The organism is Micromonospora sp. RV43 (assembly GCF_001029515.1).
Taxonomy (GTDB): Bacteria; Actinomycetota; Actinomycetes; order Mycobacteriales; family Micromonosporaceae; genus Micromonospora; species Micromonospora aurantiaca.
This window is the reverse complement of record NZ_LEKG01000016.1, coordinates 15,401-33,627: the sequence shown is the minus strand read 5'-3', so window position 1 is coordinate 33,627 and position 18,227 is coordinate 15,401. Positions and strand designations below refer to the sequence as shown.

The 18,227-nt window shown below is 72.7% G+C and carries 14 protein-coding genes; 6 read left to right on the top strand and 8 right to left on the bottom strand.

Annotated features, from left to right (window positions below):
• Positions 1 to 72 precede the first annotated feature (72 nt).
• Both ABD52_RS06350 and ABD52_RS06345 read left to right on the top strand, forming a co-directional pair.
• Positions 73 to 2,472: a M4 family metallopeptidase gene (locus tag ABD52_RS06350; protein WP_013475056.1), complete on the top strand. Its 2,400-nt coding sequence runs from the start codon at positions 73 to 75 to the stop codon at positions 2,470 to 2,472.
• A 76-nt stretch (positions 2,473 to 2,548) separates the two neighbouring features.
• Complete coding sequence (locus tag ABD52_RS06345) at positions 2,549 to 3,313, top strand: enoyl-CoA hydratase/isomerase family protein (protein ID WP_013475057.1); 765 nt, start codon at positions 2,549 to 2,551, stop codon at positions 3,311 to 3,313.
• 48 nt (positions 3,314 to 3,361) lie between these two features.
• Here ABD52_RS06345 and ABD52_RS06340 read toward each other — a convergent pair whose 3' ends face one another.
• Complete coding sequence (locus tag ABD52_RS06340; RefSeq protein ID WP_047891135.1) at positions 3,362 to 3,913, bottom strand: peroxiredoxin-like family protein; 552 nt, start codon at positions 3,911 to 3,913, stop codon at positions 3,362 to 3,364.
• 69 nt (positions 3,914 to 3,982) lie between these two features.
• On the opposite strand from ABD52_RS06340, the gene ABD52_RS06335 reads away from it, so the two are divergent.
• Positions 3,983 to 4,606, top strand: coding sequence for a TetR/AcrR family transcriptional regulator (locus tag ABD52_RS06335; protein ID WP_235437372.1), 624 nt, complete (start codon positions 3,983 to 3,985; stop codon positions 4,604 to 4,606).
• A 75-nt stretch (positions 4,607 to 4,681) separates the two neighbouring features.
• On the opposite strand, the gene ABD52_RS06330 is transcribed toward ABD52_RS06335, so the two are convergent.
• The 4 genes from ABD52_RS06330 to ABD52_RS06315 all read right to left on the bottom strand — a co-directional run bounded on the left by ABD52_RS06330 (position 4,682) and on the right by ABD52_RS06315 (position 8,718).
• A complete protein-coding gene (locus ABD52_RS06330; protein ID WP_047891133.1) occupies positions 4,682 to 5,122 on the bottom strand; it encodes an HNH endonuclease in 441 nt (146 codons plus the stop codon).
• A 180-nt stretch (positions 5,123 to 5,302) separates the two neighbouring features.
• A complete protein-coding gene (locus ABD52_RS06325) occupies positions 5,303 to 6,442 on the bottom strand; it encodes a hypothetical protein (protein WP_047891132.1) in 1,140 nt (379 codons plus the stop codon).
• 54 nt (positions 6,443 to 6,496) lie between these two features.
• Positions 6,497 to 8,041, bottom strand: coding sequence for an FAD-dependent oxidoreductase (locus ABD52_RS06320; RefSeq protein WP_047891131.1), 1,545 nt, complete (start codon positions 8,039 to 8,041; stop codon positions 6,497 to 6,499).
• A gap of 197 nt (positions 8,042 to 8,238) precedes the next feature.
• On the bottom strand, positions 8,239 to 8,718 hold the full coding sequence (locus tag ABD52_RS06315) for an MSMEG_6728 family protein (RefSeq protein WP_047891130.1): 480 nt from the start codon (positions 8,716 to 8,718) through the stop codon (positions 8,239 to 8,241).
• An 87-nt stretch (positions 8,719 to 8,805) separates the two neighbouring features.
• On the opposite strand from ABD52_RS06315, the gene ABD52_RS06310 reads away from it, so the two are divergent.
• Complete coding sequence (locus ABD52_RS06310) at positions 8,806 to 10,590, top strand: TrkA family potassium uptake protein (RefSeq protein ID WP_200905167.1); 1,785 nt, start codon at positions 8,806 to 8,808, stop codon at positions 10,588 to 10,590.
• Between the two features lie 144 nt (positions 10,591 to 10,734).
• On the opposite strand, the gene ABD52_RS06305 is transcribed toward ABD52_RS06310, so the two are convergent.
• Positions 10,735 to 11,976 (bottom strand): APC family permease, encoded by a 1,242-nt coding sequence (locus ABD52_RS06305; RefSeq protein WP_047891129.1) that lies wholly within the window; start codon positions 11,974 to 11,976, stop codon positions 10,735 to 10,737.
• Positions 11,977 to 12,273: 297 nt separating this feature from the next.
• On the opposite strand from ABD52_RS06305, the gene ABD52_RS06300 reads away from it, so the two are divergent.
• On the top strand, positions 12,274 to 13,419 hold the full coding sequence (locus ABD52_RS06300; RefSeq protein ID WP_047891128.1) for a hypothetical protein: 1,146 nt from the start codon (positions 12,274 to 12,276) through the stop codon (positions 13,417 to 13,419).
• A 97-nt stretch (positions 13,420 to 13,516) separates the two neighbouring features.
• Here the strand turns inward: ABD52_RS06300 and ABD52_RS06295 are convergent, their stop codons facing one another.
• On the bottom strand, positions 13,517 to 16,051 hold the full coding sequence (locus ABD52_RS06295) for a glycosyl hydrolase family 18 protein (protein ID WP_047891127.1): 2,535 nt from the start codon (positions 16,049 to 16,051) through the stop codon (positions 13,517 to 13,519).
• An 85-nt stretch (positions 16,052 to 16,136) separates the two neighbouring features.
• On the bottom strand, positions 16,137 to 16,904 hold the full coding sequence (locus ABD52_RS06290; RefSeq protein WP_047891126.1) for a phosphatase PAP2 family protein: 768 nt from the start codon (positions 16,902 to 16,904) through the stop codon (positions 16,137 to 16,139).
• 112 nt (positions 16,905 to 17,016) lie between these two features.
• Between ABD52_RS06290 and ABD52_RS06285 the strand changes: the two genes are divergently transcribed.
• Positions 17,017 to 18,225 carry a DUF4032 domain-containing protein gene (locus tag ABD52_RS06285; RefSeq protein WP_047891125.1) on the top strand — a complete coding sequence of 403 codons (1,209 nt, stop codon included), beginning with the start codon at positions 17,017 to 17,019 and terminating at the stop codon, positions 18,223 to 18,225.
• The last annotated feature ends 2 nt before the right edge of the window (positions 18,226 to 18,227 follow it).

Genomic DNA, 18,227 nt, shown 5'->3' with positions numbered 1-18,227 from the left:
ACGTTCTTCGATGTATCGCTATATCTACATCAGTGACTACCCCCGTCACAACTTCGCCTTCCAGGAGGGCCCGTGAAAAGATCCGTCGCCGCCGTCAGCGCAGCGCTGCTCACCAGCAGCGTGCTGGCCTGCGTCACCACCTCGGCGCAAGCGGCAGCGCCAACCGCCCCCAGCCCCGAGACCTCTGCCGCAGCCAAGGCCGCGAGCCTGCTGCGCGCCAACCCCGGCGTCGTCCAGGGCGCCGGCGGTGAGGCCTACCAGGCCGTTCGCACCAAGGTCGACCCCTCCGGGGCGGCGCACACCCGGTACAGCCGGACCTACCAGGGTCTCCGGGTGTACGGCGGTGACTTCGTCATCCACACCGCCCCGAACGGCACCCTGACCAGCGCGTCGGTCAGCCTGTCCGCCCCGCTGACCCTGAGCACCACCGCGAAGGTCGGCGCGGACGCGGCCAAGGCCAGCGCCCGCAAGACGTTCTCCGGGTCGCTCACCTCGGTCGGCGCGCCGGAACTGTTCGTCGACGCCAGCAGCGGCAAGGGCCGCCTCGCCTGGGAGACCGTCGCGACCGGCTGGAAGGCGGACAAGCAGACGCCGTCGAAGCTGCACGTCATCACCGACGCGACCACCGGCAAGGTGATCGGGTCGTACGACGAGATCGAGACGGTGGCCGGCACCGGCCAGGGCGTCTACAGCGGCTCGGTCACCATCGACACGACGCTCTCCGGCAGCACGTACCAGATGATCGACCCGGTGCGCGGCAACGGCCGCACCTGCGACATGAACAACGGGACCTCCACCTGCACCACGTTCACCGACGCGGACAACGCGTGGGGCAACGGCGCCACCTCGAACCGGCAGTCGGCCGCCGTGGACGCCCACTTCGGCGCCGCCAAGACGTTCGACTACTTCAAGAACGTGCACGGCCGCAACGGCATCTTCGGCAACGGCCAGGGCGTGCCGAGCCGGGTGCACTACGGCAACAACTACGTCAACGCGTTCTGGGACGGCTCCCAGATGACCTACGGCGACGGCTCGGGCAACTCCCGCCCGCTGGTCTCGCTGGACGTGGCCGGTCACGAGATGAGCCACGGCGTCACCGAGGCGCTGGCCGGGCTGGTCTACTCCGGTGAGTCCGGTGGCCTCAACGAGTCCACCAGCGACATCTTCGGCAACATGGTGGAGTTCTACGCCGCCGCGCCGAGCGACCCGGGCGACTACCAGGTCGGTGAGAAGATCAACATCAACGGCAACGGTACGCCGCTGCGCTACATGTACAACCCGTCGCTGGACGGCTCGTCCGACTCCTGCTGGTCCACCAGCACGAAGAACAAGGACGTGCACTACTCCTCCGGCGTCGGCAACCACTTCTTCTTCAACCTCGCCGAGGGCACCGGCGCCACCGCGTACGGCACCTCGCCGGTCTGCGGCTCGGCCCCGGCGGTGACCGGCATCGGCCGCGCCAAGGCGGAGAAGATCTGGTACCGGGCGCTCGACGTGTACTTCACCTCGAACACCTCGTACGTCAACACCAGCAACCCGGCCAACACCGCCCGCGCGTACACCCTGCGGGCCGCTACCGACCTGTACGGCAACTGCTCCACCGAGTACAAGACCGTCCAGGCGGCGTGGACCGCGGTGAACGTGGCCGGCAACGACGCTCCGTGCAGCTCGACCGGTAACGACTTCTCCGTCTCGCTCTCGCCGACCTCCGGGTCGGTGACCGCGGGTGGATCGGCCTCCGCCACCGTCGGCACGTCCACCACCAGCGGCACCGCGCAGACCGTGACGTTCTCCGCGTCCGGCCTGCCGACCGGCGCCACCGCGTCGTTCAGCCCCGCCTCGGTGACCTCGGGCGGCTCGTCCACGCTCACCATCGCCACCAGCTCCGGCACCCCGACCGGCACCTACTCGGTGACCGTCACCGGCAGCGCGGCGTCGGGCACCAAGACCGCCACGTACTCGCTGACGGTGACCGGCACGGGCGGCGGCTGCACCGGCGCCGGCCAGAAGCTCGGCAACCCCGGCTTCGAGTCCGGCAACACGGTCTGGGCCACCACCTCCGGCGTGATCGGCCAGTACGGCTCGCAGGGCCAGCCGACCCGCACCGGTACGTGGAACGCGTGGCTGAACGGCTACGGCAGCACCCGCACCGACACGCTGTCGCAGTCGGTGAGCCTGCCGAGCGGCTGCTCCGCGTACAACCTCTCGTTCTGGCTGCACATCGACTCGGCCGAGAGCACCACCAGCGTCCAGTACGACAAGCTGAACGTGCAGGTGCTCAACTCGTCCGGCTCGGTGCTGGCCACGCTGGCGACCTACTCGAACCTGAACAAGGCCAGCGGCTACAGCCAGAAGTCGTTCTCCCTGGCGGCGTACGCCGGGCAGACCGTCACGCTGAAGTTCACCGGCACCGAGGACGTCTCGCTGCAGACCTCGTTCGTGATCGACGACACCGCGATCAACGTCTCCTGACCTGACCGCCGATCCCGGGGCCCGGCGGCCACCCCACGCGGGTGGTCGGCGGGCCCCGGCCGTTACGGTCGGACCCATGTCCGACGCGGAACTGACAGTCACCCTGGACGGCCCGGTGGCCACTGTCGTCATCCACAACCCGGCCCGGCGCAACGCCATGACCCCGGCCATGTGGCGGCAGCTCCCGGTGTTGCTAGACGGCCTGGAGGCGGACCCGGCGGTACGGGTGCTGGTCCTCACCGGCGCGGGCGGCACGTTCTGCGCCGGCGCCGACCTGGGCGACCTGGACGAGCTGCTGGCAGCCGGTGACGGCAGCATCGCGGTGGCCGCCGAGGAACGGCTCGCCGCGTTCGGCCGCCCCACAGTCGCCGCGATCGAGGGCGCCTGCGTGGGTGGCGGCTGTCAGCTCGCCGTCGCCTGCGACCTGCGCCTGGCCGCGGCGGACGCGCGGTTCGGCGTACCCCCGGCCCGGCTCGGCCTGGTCTACCCGGCACCGACCACGCGGCGGCTGGCCGCGCTGGTCGGCCCGTCGGCGGCCAAGCACCTGCTTTTCACCAGCGAGCTGGTCGACGCCCAGCGGGCGCTGCGGATCGGCCTGGTGGACGAGGTGCTGCCGGCCGGTGAGCTGGCCGGGCGGGTGGCGGCGCTGACCGCCACGGTCGCCGAGCGGTCCCGGCTCACAGTGACCGCCGCGAAGGAGATCGTCGACGGGCGCGCCGACGCCGACCGGCTCGCCTGGTGGCACGACCAGGTGCGGGACAGCGGCGAGGCCCGCGAGGGCGTGGCCGCGATCAACGAGCGGCGCCCGCCGCGCTTCGGCTGGACGCCGCCCGCCGTCTGACCGGCCGGCAGGCGTCAGCCGCGAACGGCCGGCCGGCACGGTCCGCCGTCACCGCGACGCGCGGTCCGCGCTGACGTGGGCCAACAGCTCGTCCACCGACCACTGGTCGGAGGCGTGTTCGCCGTATTTCTCGGCGAGCACCCGCCCGTCGGGTGCGATCAGGAAGTCGGCCGGCAGCCCGAGCCGCCCGCCGTGCGGGGAGGTGGACGGCAGTCGCTCCCGGCCGCGCAGCACGTGCCAGGTGCCGGTCACCACTGCTCGCAGGATCGGCAGCCAGGCGCGCGGGTCGAGCAGCGACCGCCGCGCCGACTCCACGCCGAACTCCCGGTAGAGCCGCCGGTCCGGATCGGCCACCACGGCGAACGGCAGGTCGGCGACGTGCTCGCGCAGTTCGTCGGCGGGGGAGTGGAAGAGGACCACCTCGCGTACGCCCGCGGCCTCGATCTCGGCGTGCCGGCGGACGATCGAGCGCAGGTGGAGGTTGCAGACCGGGCAGCCGGCGAAGCGCCGGAACTGGAGGTGGATCAGGCGGTCCGGATCCGGCAGGTCGATCCCGGTGCCGGTCACGCTGGTCAGGTGGCGGGGGGTGACGACGTCCATGCGCGCTCCCGTTGTAGGCGTACGACGTACTCCTACAACCGTAGGCGTATCTTGTACGCTGTCAAGGCCATGCCCCGTCCCCGTTCCCTGACCCCGGCCCGGCTCGCCGACGCGGCGCTCGCGGTGCTCGACCGGGACGGCCTCGCCGGCCTCACCATGCGCGCGGTCGGCGCGCAGCTCGGCACCAGCACGATGGGCCTCTACCGCTACGTCGCCGACCGGGACGAACTGGAGGCGCTCGTCGTCGAGCGGGTCCTCGAACGGGTGGACACCCGTCCGCCGGGCGACGTCCCGTGGCCGGACGGCATCCGGGACCTGGCCGACCGGGTGCGCCGCGCGGTCGGCGTCCATCCGGCAGTGGTGCCGTTGCTCCCCGCGTACCGGCACCGCTCGCCGACGATCCTGCGCTGGGGCGAGGCGGTGCTCGCGGTGCTGACAAGGGCCGGCTTCACCGGCGTCGGACGGGTGATCGCGTTCCGCGCCCTGCTCGGCCACGTGGTCGGGGCGATCCAGATGGAACACCTCGGCGCGCTCGCCGGCCCCGGCACGGCAGTCATCGCGGCGCTGCCCCGCGACGAGTTCCCCCTGCTCGCCGAGACCGCACGCGAGGCCGGCGCGGTCGCACCGGAGGACGAGTTCGGCGGTGGGCTGGACCTCCTGCTCGACGGGCTGGCCCGGCGTCTCGACAGCTAGGCGACTTGGTGGGACCGGCGGGCGCGGCGCCGGGGCTCACCCCCGGCACCGCCCCCTGTGCCCGCCGGCCGTCCGTCACCGCGCCAGTGCGGCCCAGCTCGGCGTCGCCGGTTCCCGCCGCAGCGGCATGCCCGCCTCGGCCGGGGTCCGGTCGCCCTTGCGCTGGTTGCACGCGTAGCAGGCGGCGGTGGTGTTCCCCCAGGTGTTCCGGCCACCGCGCGAGCGGGGCAGGATGTGGTCGATCGTGCTCGCCGCGCCGTCGCAGTACGCGCACTTCCGCCGGTCGCGCGCCAGCACCCCGGCCCGGGACCAGGCCGGGCCGGCGCTGAACCGCCAGCGGGTCACCACGTACCGGACGAGGCGGACCACACGCGGCAGCGGGAAGACTCCGATGACCCGGTCGGGCTCGGCCTCGTGGATCTCGGCGACCCGGCGGCAGAGCATCCGGATCGCGTGCTTGACGGTGACCCGGTGCAGCGGGCCGAGGTCGGCGTTGACGACGAGGACGGCGTCCACCGGGTTCTCCCTTCACGATCGGCGGTACGGCGACGACGGGGACGCGCGAGGCGCGTCAGTCGTGCCCTCCGGGCCAGGGACCGTGTTCCCGGCAGCCGTCGCCGAGCAGCCACGACGTCATCGCGGTGGCGGGTCGTAGCGACATCGACGGCTCCCGGAACGGTGGTTGACCTTGCGCGCTCACGGTAGATCGACTCGGGAATCGTGGGCAACGTATTTCGATCCGTCGTCGGTGGGCCGCCGCCGCTGCCGTCCGGCCCGGCCGGCGCGCCTCGCGGCGGCGAGCGGCCGGTCGATGCGGGCGGTCATCTGCACCACCAGCTCGCTGTCCAGCAGCGGGCGGTTCACCTCGGCCGCCACCGACAGCGTGGGCGTGGAGATCGACCGCCAGATCGCTGTGAGCCCCGCGCCCAGACCGACGAGCGCCACCGCCGCCCGGGTGGTGGGGGAGCCGGCCGCCGCGGCGGCGCTGACCCCGACGACCGCCAACAGCACCACCAGCAGGGGCGCCAGCACCGGCCAGAAGATCCCACGGGCGGCCTGCGCCACCAGCTTCCGGTCCCGGATGACGACGTTGCGGGCGATCACCGCCCAGTTCTCCTCGTCCAGCAGGTCGCGCGGGTGCAGGCCGCCGGTCAGTACGTCCTGCCACAGGTCGCCCTGGTTGCGCAGCTCGCGGGCCAGCTCGGCGAGCCCGGCCTCGCCCGGGTCGCCCACAGTGGCACGACCGACAGCCGTCGCCCAGGCGGCGAGCGAGCGGCGCACCACGGCGGCCGAGTACGGCGGCAGCACGCTCGCCAGCTCGTCCAGCCACCTGCTGATCTGGAGATGCCGGCCGCCGAAGCGCGCGGCGAGCTGGCCGGCGTCGCCGCGCCGCACGGTGTCGGCGAGCGAGCGCCCGAGCCGGTACGCCACACCCACCCGGTGGTTCGTCGCCATCGTCCAGCGCAGCACGTCGATGTTGAGGTCGTCGAGCGCGCGCAGCAGCGTTTCCCGGCCCGCCTCGGTGGCGCCCCGGGCGGCGGCGGTGGACGGCACCGTACGGCCCGCAGTGGTCAGCGGCGCGATCTGGGCCAGCGCGACGTCCACGCCGTCGAGGTACATGCCGAGCCGGTGCCGCCCGGCCAGCTCGGTCAGGTTCGACAGTTTCGGCGGCGCGGGCGCCGGCCGGTGCCCGTCTCCGGTCAGGTCGGCGGTCTGCGCGTGGTGGTAGGCGTCCGCCATGGACCAGCCGAGTCGCAGCGCGGTGACCACCGCGGTCCGTTCGTCCCGAGGTGTCCCGTGGTCCTCGTCGCGCCGATCCCGCGTCGCGGTGCTCACCGCCCGACCTCCCGTATCACCGGATCAGTCGAGCGTAGAGCCGATTTTATGCGCTTATGACCGTTTCGGCCCAGCCTTGCCGGCCAGCAGGCCGCGCGGCCGGATCGACCGGACCGGCTCGGCCGCCGCGCCCTCGGCACGGAGGATGTGGTTCGCGGCGAGGATCCCGGTGGCCGCCGACCGTTCCATCAGCGCACTCGGGAACTCGGTGCGGATGCCGTCCCCGGCCAGGTAGAGGCCCGGCGCGTCGGTCTCCACCCCCGGGCGCCAGGCGTGGCTGCCAGGCGTGAACGCGGGCGCCTGTGCCTCGACGCGGGCCCGTAGCTCGCGTACCCGAAGGTCGGCCACCTCCGGCCAGAGCGCGGTCAGCTCCCGCAGCATCCGGGCGGCCAGCTCGTCGGCCGGCACGTCCGGCTCGCAGGCGTACGCGTGCAGCTCCACCACCGAGCCGCCTGTGCGCTCGGCCCAGCGGCGGGGCTCGTCCTCCAGCCGGTGGTAGAGCGTCACCGAGTCCAGCGTGGGCTGCCGGGAGACGCCGCTGAACACCGCGCGGTCGGCCCGGACGTCCCCGTCCATCCAGTAGCGCGCCACCGCGTACGGCGGTCCGGGTCTGCCGAACGCGGGCATCCGCGCCACCAGCTCGGGTGCCGCCGCGGCCAGGCCGGGCGAGGCGTCGACGAGCGCGGCGAGCGCGGGCGGGTCCACCGCGAGCACCACGTGCGGCGCCTCCCAGACGTCGCCGTCCGCGCCGGTCACCCGCCACCCCGCCGGGGTACGGTCCAGCCGGGCCGCCGCCGCGCCGGTCAGCACCCGGCCGCCGTGCTTCTCCACGTGCCGGGTCAGCGGCTCCCAGATCGCCGTGCCGTAGTCCCGGTCCGGGCAGTCGAAGGCCAGCCCCTCCGGGTTGCCGAGCAGGTAGAAGTGGAACTGCGCGATCATCTCGGCGGCCGACATCTCCGCCTCGTGGTTGAAGAACGAGTGCGAGAAGACCTCGAACAGCATGGCCCGCGCCCGGTCCGGCAGCCGCAGCGAGGTGAGCAGATCGTCGGCGGTCCGCTCGTCGAACTCCTCGTACGTGCGTACCGGGTCGTAGGTGAGCAGCGGCAGCGCCGCGTCCCGGTCCATCGACCGCAGGTCGGCCAGGCGCAGGCTCGGGCTGCGCAGCAGCAGCGCCAGCAGGTTCGCCGGCGGCGCGGGCGGCAGCTTGCCGAACTCCTCCGTGGGCCACTGCTCGGACAGGATCGGGTAGCCCGGGATCGGCTTGAGGAAGCCCAGCGCCGGGTCGACGCGGCGCAGGATCGACCGCCAGTTCCAGTACTGCCGGAAGAACGCGTGGAAGCCGTGCTCGTTGCGCTGGACGCCGTCGGACAGATCCTCCGGCCAGGCGCCGAGCCGCCCACCGAGGTGCGGCGCCGCCTCCAGCACCGTCACCGCCACCCCACGCTCGGCCAGCACCACCGCCGCCGACATGCCGGCGATACCGCCGCCGACCACCAGCGCCGGGACCGGGCGCGGCACGCGGTCGGCGCCACCGCCGCCCGGGTCCACCACGTGCTCGCGTACGCCGATCAGGCGACCTACCACTTGCGACAGACCCACGGGGCATCCTCCAGTCGGCGGTCCCCCCAGTCTGCCCGAGGTGAAAGGAAGGGGCCCCTTTTAACGCATACGGATGTGCGGGGCCCCTTCTTAACGCCGCGTCGCCCCCGTGCTGGGTGCGCCGCGTGGGTGGGCGGGGCGAGGTGTTAACAAGGGGCCCTTCCTCTACCGCAGGCGTTAATAAGGGGCCCTTCCTTTCACGGCAGGCAGCGGCGGGGGCGGTCCGACGGGGGCCAGACGTACTCCAGGTCGGGGGAGACGTCGGTGAACAACCGTGCATAGTGGGCGGGGTCCTTGCGCAGGAGCGACGACCGGTGGCTGCGGTGCAGGTCGTCGCGGCCCAGCCAGGGCGGCAGCTCGCCGGCGGCGGCCAGCTCGTCCTGGGTGCGGATCACCGAGATGCCGCAGGCGGCGGCGAGGTCGGTGGCGAGCGTCCCGGCGCAGGTGTCGGCCCGGCCCGGCTCGCACCACACCGCGCACATGTCCAGCCCGTACCGGGTCAGCGCCTCCTCGTACCCGGCCCACATCTTCACCGCGGGGTGGTTGCGCCAGCCGTAGTCCGGCCGGGTCAGCCCGCGCAGCACCTGGATCGCCTCCACGCGCTGCTTGCCCAGCCGCTTCTGGTCCAGCATGCGCGCGCTGGCCAGGAAGTCCGGATACGGCAGGAACGTCTGCATGGCGGTGCTCTACCCGTACCCGGCCGTGCCATGCGTTCATGATCGCCGGGGCTGCGCGGATCGCGAGCGGCTGACTACGATCCGGACATGGCCGAGCCACTGCGCGACCGCGCGCGCCGCGCAACCGGCTGGCGGCTCCGGATGAACGGTGACGAACGCCCCCACTACGTGGTCTGCGGCTCCGACCCGCTCGCCTACTGGGTGGTCCGGTCGCTGCTCGCCACCGACAGCGCCGACGGCCGGGTGCGGGTCACGCTCGTGGTGCCGGGCCGCCGCCGGTCCGAGGGCCCCGACGGCCGGGACGTGCCGGGGGTACGTGTGGTCACGGCGGAGCGCCTCGACGAGGCCGCGTTCCGCCGGGCCGGGCTGGCCGGCGCGGCCGGGCTGGCCCTGCTGCACCAGGACGACGTGGGCAACATGCACGCCGCGCTCTGCGCGCAGGAGGTCGAGTCGCGGCTGCGCCTGGTGGTGCGGATGTTCAACACCAACCTGGCGGACGGGCTGCGGCAGCTCTTCCCCGACTCGGCGGTGCTCTCGGACGCCTCGATCGCCGCGCCCGCCTTCGTGGCCGCCGCGCTGGGCGAGGTGGCGCCGACCCACTTCCGGCACCAGGGGCGCACGCTCTACGTGGCCCGCCGCGACGACGTACGCCAGCAGGACGTGGTCTGCGGCCTTGCCGTCACCACCGATCCGGACCTGGTCCGGGTGCTGCCCGCTGACGAGGCGGCGGCCGACGTGGTGCTGGCCGAGGCGACCGGGCGGCCGGCGGGCACCGAGGTCGCCGCGCGGCGGCTGGTACGGGCGCGGCGGCGCCGGCAGCCGGTCGCCGTCCTGCTGCGCGCGGTCCGTCACTTCGCCACCCGCAAGATCGGTATCGCGGTGCTGGTGCTGCTCGGGGTGATCGCGGCGCTGGGCTGGCTCAACGCGCGGGCCGCCGACGTGAGCTGGAGCGAGGCGGTCTACCTGACGCTGGTCACCACGCTCACCGGCCAGGATCCGGACGTCAACAAGCCGGTCGCGGCCCAGGTGATGCAGGTGGTGCTCAACCTGGCCGGGCTGGCGTTGATCCCGCTGATCACGGCCGCGGTGGTCGACGGCATCGTCAACGCCCGGCTGGCGCTGCACGCGGGCCGGGTCCAGCCGGACCGCTCCGGGCACGTGGTGATGGTCGGGCTGGGCAACATCGGCACCCGGGTGATGGCGCAGTTGCACGACTTCGGTGTCGAGGTGGTGGCGATCGACAAGAACCCGGACGCGCGCGGCGCCCCGCTGGCGCGCCGGCTGGGGGTGCCGCTGATCGTGGGCGACGCGGGCCGGGAGGAGACGCTCCGGTCCGCCTCGGTGGACACCTGCCAGGCGCTCGTGGTGGTGTCCACCGACGACGGGACGAACCTGCGAGCGGCGCTGATCGCCCGGTCCCTCGACCCGGACCTGCGCGTGGTGCTGCGGCTGTTCGACGGCGACTTCGCCGAGCGGATCCAGCAGGCGTTCGGCATCGGCATCTCGCGCAGCGTGTCCTATCTGGCCGCACCGGCGTTCGCGGCGGCCCTGCTGGATCGCGCTGTGGTCGCCACCATCCCGGTCGACCGGCACGCGCTGCTGGTCACCGAGGTGCCGGTGGTGGCCGGTTCGCCGCTGGACGGGAGTCCGCTGAGCGCGGTGGCCCGGCCCGGCGAGGTACGCCTGCTCGCGCACACCCGGCCGAACCAGAAGGCCGACTGGTCGGCCGACCCCCGCATGGTGATCCAGGCCGGTGACCGGCTGACTGTGGTGGCCCGGCGGGCCGGGCTGACCGCCCTGCTCCGGGAGACCACGCCCGCGCCGCCGCCGGCACCCACCGGCCCGCCCGCCGCACGCCGCCCGCAGGAGTGACCGGACGCGTCAGCGGTGACGGCCGCCGGGCGCCTCAAGGCCGCCGGGCGCGTCAAGGCCGCCGGGCGCGTCAAGGCCGCCGGGCGCGTCAAGGGCAGCCGGCGCATCAAGGGCTGCCGGCCGCGGCAAGGCGGCCGGGCCGCGTCAGGCAGGTCGACGACGGCTGCGGACCGCGTACCCGAGCGCGCCGAGGGCGAGCACGCCGAACCCGGCGAGGACGCTCGGCAGCGGCAGGTTGACCGCCAGCACCAGGCAGCCGACGAGCCCGAGGGCGGCGAGCAGCCGTACCGGGACGCGCCGGGCCGGGTCCGGGCCGAGCGTCAGCGCCGACGCGTTGGTGATCGCGTAGTAGACCAGCACCGTGCAGCTGGAGAAGCCGATCGCGCCCCGGATGTCGCCCACTGTCACCACGGCGGCGACCACGGCGGCCACCGCCAGCTCGGCGCGGTGCGGCACCCGGTGGCGCGGATGGACCGCCGCCAGCGCGCCCGGCAGATCGTGCCGCCGGGCCATCGCCAGCATGGTGCGGCCGACGCCGGCCAGCAGCGACAGCAGCACCCCGGTCACCGCGACTGCGGCGCCGGCCCGGACCAGCCAGGCCAGGCCCGGGTGCCCGGCGGCGGTCACCACCTCGACCAGCGGCGCGTCGGTGGACGCCAGCCGGTCGGCGCCGAGCACGCCGAGCGCGACCACTGCCAGCGTCAGGTAGATCGCCAGCACCGCGCCGAGCGCCAGCGGCATCGCCCGGGGGATGGTGCGCTCCGGGTCGCGGACCTCCTCGCCCAGCGTGGCGATCCGCGCGTACCCGGCGAAGGCGAAGAACAGCAGGCCGGCGGCGGTCAGCACGCCGCCCGCCCCGATTCCGGCCGGCGCGGTGAGCCGGTCGGCCGCCACCTGCGGCGCGCCGGTCACCGCCACCACGGTGAGCACCGTGAGCACCACAGCGACGAGGACCCGGGTGGCGGTGGCGGTCTTGCCGATGCCGCGCAGGTTCACCGCTGTCACCGCCACCACCGCGAGGACCGCGACGAGCCGCGCCCGCCCCGGCCACAGGTACGCCCCGACGGTCAGCGCCATGGCCGCGCAGCTCGCCGTCTTGCCGACCACGAATCCCCAGCCGGCGAGGAAACCGGCGAACGGGTGCAGCCGTTCCCGGCCGTAGACGTAGGTGCCGCCGGACTCGGGGTAGCGGGCGGCGAGCCGGGCCGAGCTGGTCGCGTTGCAGTAGGCGATGAAGCCGGCGACCGCCAGCGCGACCAGCAGGCCCGGACCGCCCGCGGCAGCCGCGGCCGGTGCGAAGACCACGAAGACGCCCGCGCCGAGCATCGAGCCCAGACCGATGACCACCGCATCGGGTACGCCGAGTCGCCGCGCCAGTTGTTCCACACCGGCAGCCTAGGGCGCTCAGATGAACGGCAGGTGCCCACCGGCTCGAAATTGACGAAAATGATTTGCATAATTAATCGACGTTCAGCGGTGGCCGATCGCCGAACCCTCGGTATCGTCGTTTACGCAGGTCAAAGCGGGAGCGAATCGCCCCGCCAGCGCGGTTCGCAAATGTTCCGTGCCGATTATCCGATGGCGATGATCAGATTCTTTCTGCGTCGATCGGGCAATGGTGCCCTCGAATCGGCTCCGGCAATTTCGGGAACGTCTTCTCCGCGAACGCGGGAGGTACCGCACATGACGCTTTTCGGCTGGGACGCCAGTGACTACGACGTCGACCGGGGGTTGACGGCCGACCGGATCCGGGAGGCCCGCGCCGCGGGCATCGACTTCATGACCTACAAGGGCACGGAACAGTCGCGTGACGGCACGTTCCACAGCCAGTACTACGGGGTGATGCTCACCGCCGCGAAGGACGCGGGCATCCCGTTCCTGGGCATGTACGTGGTGGTGCACTCCGACGTCTCCATCGAGGACCAGGCCAGCACCGCCATCGACTACGCCGACAAGCACTCCCCCTGGTGGCGCACGTACGACGGGTTCTTCTGGCAGATCGACCTGGAGCGCTGGCCGACCGACGACGTGCCCCCGCACATCGGCGTCGACGTGGGCCGGGAACTGGAGGAACGCACCGGCAAGGTGGCGGTGATGTACGCGTCGCGCGGCCAGTACGGCGACGACGACCTGGGCGACTTCCCGCGCTGGAACGCCGACTACCCGTACCGGGTGGCCGAGGACTTCAAGGCCGCGTACGCGCGGGCCGGCGGGGACTCCGGCCCGGGCTGGACGCGCTACGGCAAGCCGGCGGAGACGCCGCGCATCTGGCAGTTCACCGATTCGGCCATCATCGGCCGCCAGCACACCTGCGACGCGGACGCGTTCCGCGGCACCGCCGACGACTTCGCGAAGATGATCGGGGAGAAGACGTCCACGACGACCAAGCGGGACGTGATCGCCACCTTCCACAGCACCGCGCACGCCGGCGACACGCTCGACACCACCGACCGGTTCCACGCCATCCGCTGGGCCACCGGCCTGTACCACTGGACGGTGCCGGAGACCGGGCTGGTGAGCATCCAGGCGACAGTCGACCTGCGCGGGTTGCGGCGTGACGACCTGGTCCGGATACGCGCCGAGTACACCCGGCCCGGAGACGCGGAGAACGACACCCCGTTGCTGCGGCAGGAGCGGGTGTCGGTCGACCCGGAGACCACCGGCGGGGTGTTCGTGGTGAGCACGCCGGACGAACGGGTCGAGCTGCCGAAGGGCACCCAGATCCGCGTCCAGGTGGCGGTGCGGCCGGCGGACGACGACCACCGCCGCAGGCTGACCTACAGCACCCGTACCCGGATCAGCATCGTGGAGATCCGGACGGCAGGCTGAGCGCCGTGCCCGCCGTTCCACACACCGGAGGCCCGGGTGCCCCGGGTGAACGGCCGGTGCCGCCGGCAGGATTCCGCCGACGGCACCGGGATCGGGTTCAGCAGGGCCCGTTGTCGGTCCACACGCCCTGGCTGTTGGTCCCCGGCACGTCTCCCTGGGTCCACCACCGGGAGGTCCACCGGTGTCCGCCGTAGGACACCACGGCACCTCCGGTGTACGCGGTGCCCGCGGCCCAGGCCGGCGCGGCACATGCACCGCCGGTGGGTGACGGCGAGCCGGTGGGCGTCGGGGAGCCCGTGCAGGCACCCTGGTCGGCCCAGACCGCGGCGCTGCCCGGCGTCTCGCCCTGGGTCCACCACTTCGCGCTCCAGGTCCGTCCGGCGTGCGAGACGGTTGCACCGCCGGAGTACGCGGTGGACGCCGACCAGGCCGGCGCGGTGCAGGTGCCCCCGCCGGGTGGGACGGAACCGCTCGGGCTGGGCGACGGCGTGACCACCTCGCCACCACGTGCCCAGTCCCCGGCCAGCGCGTACGTCTGGCCGCCGAAGGCGAGCGTGAAGTTGGCCGGGCCGGAGATCGGGAGCTGATAGTTGAGCGTCACCTCGGCGTACGAGCCGGGCGCGATTGCGGCCGGCACGGTGAGGCGTACCCGGTTGTGGTCGCCCTTCAAGCCGCCCACGTTGCTGCCGGTGTGGCCGGTGGTGACAGTGGTGAGCGCCCAGCCGGACTGCTGGCTGAGCGTGGCCGGGGTGGTGGTGGGATAGTCGAACTCCAGGTGCGCGCCGGCCGGGATCGGTGCGCCGGTGTTGTTGGTCAGCCGCAGCTCGGGGTTGATCGGGTAGTTGTTGTCGCCGAGCGCGAAACCACCCATGCCGACTGCCACGTCCAGCGTCCGGGTGGGCATGGTGATGCCCGCCTTGCGGGCGCCGTACGCCGGTGCGGCCTTCAGCCGGTCGTAGAGCAGCGTGGTCAGCGTGTCGCCCATGCCGTACCGGCCCTTGGCGGAGTCGTAGGCGTAGTCGCCGGCGAGTTCCCAGATCATCACGCCGCCGAGGCCCTTGGCCGCGACGTAGTCGGCCTTGGCGGCGAGCGACTGGTCGTCCTCGGTGGAGAGGAAGACCTTCTTCTCCGCGTTCCACAGCCAGGGCGCGACCAGCGCGGCCGAGTAGTTACGGGCGTAGCTGCCGCTGATCCGGTCGGCCGGGTCGGTGGCCGGGGTGAGGCCGTATCCGGCCAGGTAGTCGCCGGTGATGCCGGCCTGGAGGTTCTTCGCGTGCCACATCGGGTTGGCGCCGCCGGGCACCTCGTTGCCGGCGGCGTCGAGGTCGTGCCAGAGGTTGTCGATGCCGACCGCGCCGTTGCCGCAGGGGGTGGTGGAGCCGATCGAGCCGCCGGTGCCGGCCGGACACTTGGTCTGGTCGGGCAGCGCCGCCCGTCCCCACAGGCCGTTGGTGCCGCCGGTGACGCCCTGCCAGCCCCGGGTGTAGTAGGGCACGCCGATGTTCACCCTGCCGCTGGGCAGCGCGCCCCGGAAGTAGTGGTACGCCCAGTCGGTGTTCAGGTAGCCGATGCCGGAGTAGGCGCCGTACACGCCGCCCGCGGCCAGCTCGGCGTCGTCGCCGTTGTCGTAGAGCGCCGCGTTCGGCCCGACGAAGTGGTTCCACGCGCCGTGCAGGTCGTAGGACATCGCGTTGACGTAGTCGAGGTACTGCAACGCCTGGTAGGACTCCATCCCGCGCAGCAGCCAGCCGGACGCGGGCGCGGCCACGGTGAGCAGGTAGTGCCTGCCGTCGGTGGCGGCGGCCCGGTCGAGCTTCTCCCGCAGCGTGCGCATCAGCACCTGGTACGAGGCGTTGAGACCGGCCCGCTTGGCGTCGGCCTGGGCGAAGTCGAGCGGGTTGCCGGCCTTGTTGTTGGAGGTGGGGTACTCGTAGTCGATGTCCACCCCGTCGAAGCCGTACGTGCGCAGGAACGTCACCACCGAGTCGGCGAACGTGTTGATGCCGGCGGTGTTCACCGTGTTGGTGCCGGTGGTGGTCATCCGGTAGAAGCCGCCGGAGTCGATGCGGTTGCCGCTGTCGTCGATGAAGCCGCCGGTCTCGGCCCAGCCGCCGACGCTGATCAGCGTGCGGACTCCGGGGTTCTGCTTCTTGTACTTGTTGAGCAGGTTGAAGTGCCCGGTGTACGGCAGGGCCGGGTCCATCTCGGCGCCGGCCACGCCGGGCCAGGTCATGTTCGTCGCCGGGTTGTCCGGGGCGCCGGGGTCGCCCACGGAGATGCGGTTGCCGCCGTCGACGTGGGCGAACGCGTAGTTGATGTGGGTGACCTTCTGCCAGGGGATCTGGTTCACCAGGTAGGCCGGGGCGCCGTTGCGGCCGGTCCGCCAGCTGGTGAAGTAACCGATGATCCGGCGGGTGTGGTCCGCACCCATCTTCTCCCGGCCCGCGGTGTCGTAGACGGTGCAGTAGGGCACCGAGACCCCGGGCGTGCGGTAGAGCCCGTCGGGCCGGCACGCCTCGTCGTCGGCGGCGGCCGACCGGGCGTCCGGGGCGGCCACGACCACCGCCATCATCGCGGTCAGCAGACCGGCGGCGCCGGCCGACAGCCAGCGGCTGATTCGTCTCGCCAGCACGCGCACCTCCTACATTTAACAAACTTAACTGTTAAGGTTGCTAAATGTATACCGGTGTCGATACGCCGAGACAAGAGGCGGACTGCTAGTCGAGATGCTCCGCCGGCCGGGCCCAGCCGTGGAGCCGCGCCGGCAGCGGCAGGCTGTTCCAGGGCACCCGGTGCAGCAGGCGGTCCAGCAGCAGGCCGAGCAGCAGCCCGGCGACCGAGTCGGTCAGCCAGTGCCAGCCCAGGTAGACGGTGGTGCAGAAGACCACCGCCGGTGGCACCACCCGGACCACTGTGACCAGCCGGGGCGGCACTGTGCGGCCGAGCGTGCGCACGAGCGGGGCCAGCAGCAGGGCCAGGACGCCGTACCAGACGATCGAGTTGGCGACGTGCCCCGACGGGTACGACTGCGCGAAACGCACCGGCAGGTCGTGCTGGAACAGCGGCAGCGTCTGCTCGGGCGACAGGAACGGCTCCTTGACCGAGGCGCTCGGCGCCGGGCGGGCCGTCCACACCTTCAGCGGGCCGATCGTGAAGAACGTGAGCACGAACCCGGCCACCGACGGCAGCAGCGGCCGCACCGAGCGCAGCCGCCACGCCAGCAGCACGCCCAGCCCGGCCGCGAGCAGCGTCAGCGGCGTGCCCTGGCCGAGCAGGTTCAGCGTCATCGCCACCCAGCGGGCGGCGGCCGGGCGGTTCTCGTCGGACCAGTCGGCCACCGCCCGGTCGAGGCCGAACAGGTGACCGGAGGCGAGCGCGACGGTCAGCGCCACCACTGCTGCGAGCAGCAGCAGGTCGAACCACCACCCGGTCGGCCGGACCGGCCGCAGCCGCAGGTCACCGCGTACCCCCGAGGTCTGACGCACACGACCACGCTACCGGCCGCCGGCGGCGGCGGGGGCGGCGCGGGCATCGGCGGCTGTGTGCCCAACCACGAAGGGAAGCGCGGCGCGGGGGTCAGCGGTCACACTGGTTGCCGTGCGGATCACCTCGGCTCTCGTCGACCCGGCGCTGCTCGACCTCCCCTGGTCGACACCGCTGGAGCAGTGGCCTGCCGAACACCTGGTGGCGCTGCCGCAGGGCATCTCCCGGCACATCGTGCGGTTCGTCCGGCTCGGCGGGTACGTCTACGCGGTGAAGGAGACCGGCGAGCGGGTCGCCGAGCGCGAGTACGACCTGCTGCGGGCGCTGGAGCGGATCGACTTCCCGTCGGTCGAGGCCATCGCGATCGTGGCCGACCGGCAGACCGACGACGGCGAACCGCTGGACCCGGTGCTGATCACCCGTCACCTCCAGTTCTCGCTGCCCTACCGGGCGCTGTTCTCCAACACGCTGCGGCCGGAGACCATGAACCGGCTGCTCGACGCGCTGGCCGCGCTGATCGTGCGGATGCACCTGACCGGCTTCTTCTGGGGCGACTGCTCGCTGTCGAACACGCTGTTCCGGCGGGACGCGGGCGCGTTCGCCGCGTACCTGGTCGACGCGGAGACCGGCGCGCTGCACCCGTCGCTGTCGAACGGCCAGCGCGGCGAGGACCTGGAGATCGCCCGGGTCAACATCTTCGGCGAGGCGCTCGACCTCCAGGCCGCCGGCCTGCTGCACGAGTCGATCGACCCGGAGGTGGTCTGCGAGGAGGTCGTGCAGCGCTACGAGCGGCTCTGGCACGAGATCACCTACGAGCAGCAGGTCGAGCGCACCGCCCGGCACGACATCGAGGGGCGCATCCGCCGCCTCAACGAGCTGGGCTTCGACGTGGCCGAGGTGGCCATGTCGACAGTCGACAACGGTCGCTACCTGGTGCGGCCGAAGGTGGTCGACGCCGGCTACCACACCCGGCGGCTGCTGCGCCTGACCGGCCTGGACGCGGAGGAGAACCAGGCCCGCAGGCTCCTCAACGACCTCGACGCCTACCGGCTGGAGAGCGACCTGACCGACGAGCAGCAGGCGGCGCACCGCTGGCTGACCGAGGTCTTCGAGCCGGTGGTCCGGGCCGTGCCTGCGCACCTGCGGAACAAGCTGGAGCCGCAGGAGCTGTTCGCCCAGATCATCGAGCACAAGTGGCTGCTCTCCGAGCAGGCCGGGCGGGACGTCGGGATGCGCCGGGCGGTGCAGTCGTACCTGGCCGACGTGCTCGTGCACCGGCCGGACGAGCAGGCGGTGCTCGGCGTCGAGGTGCCGAGCGCCTGACG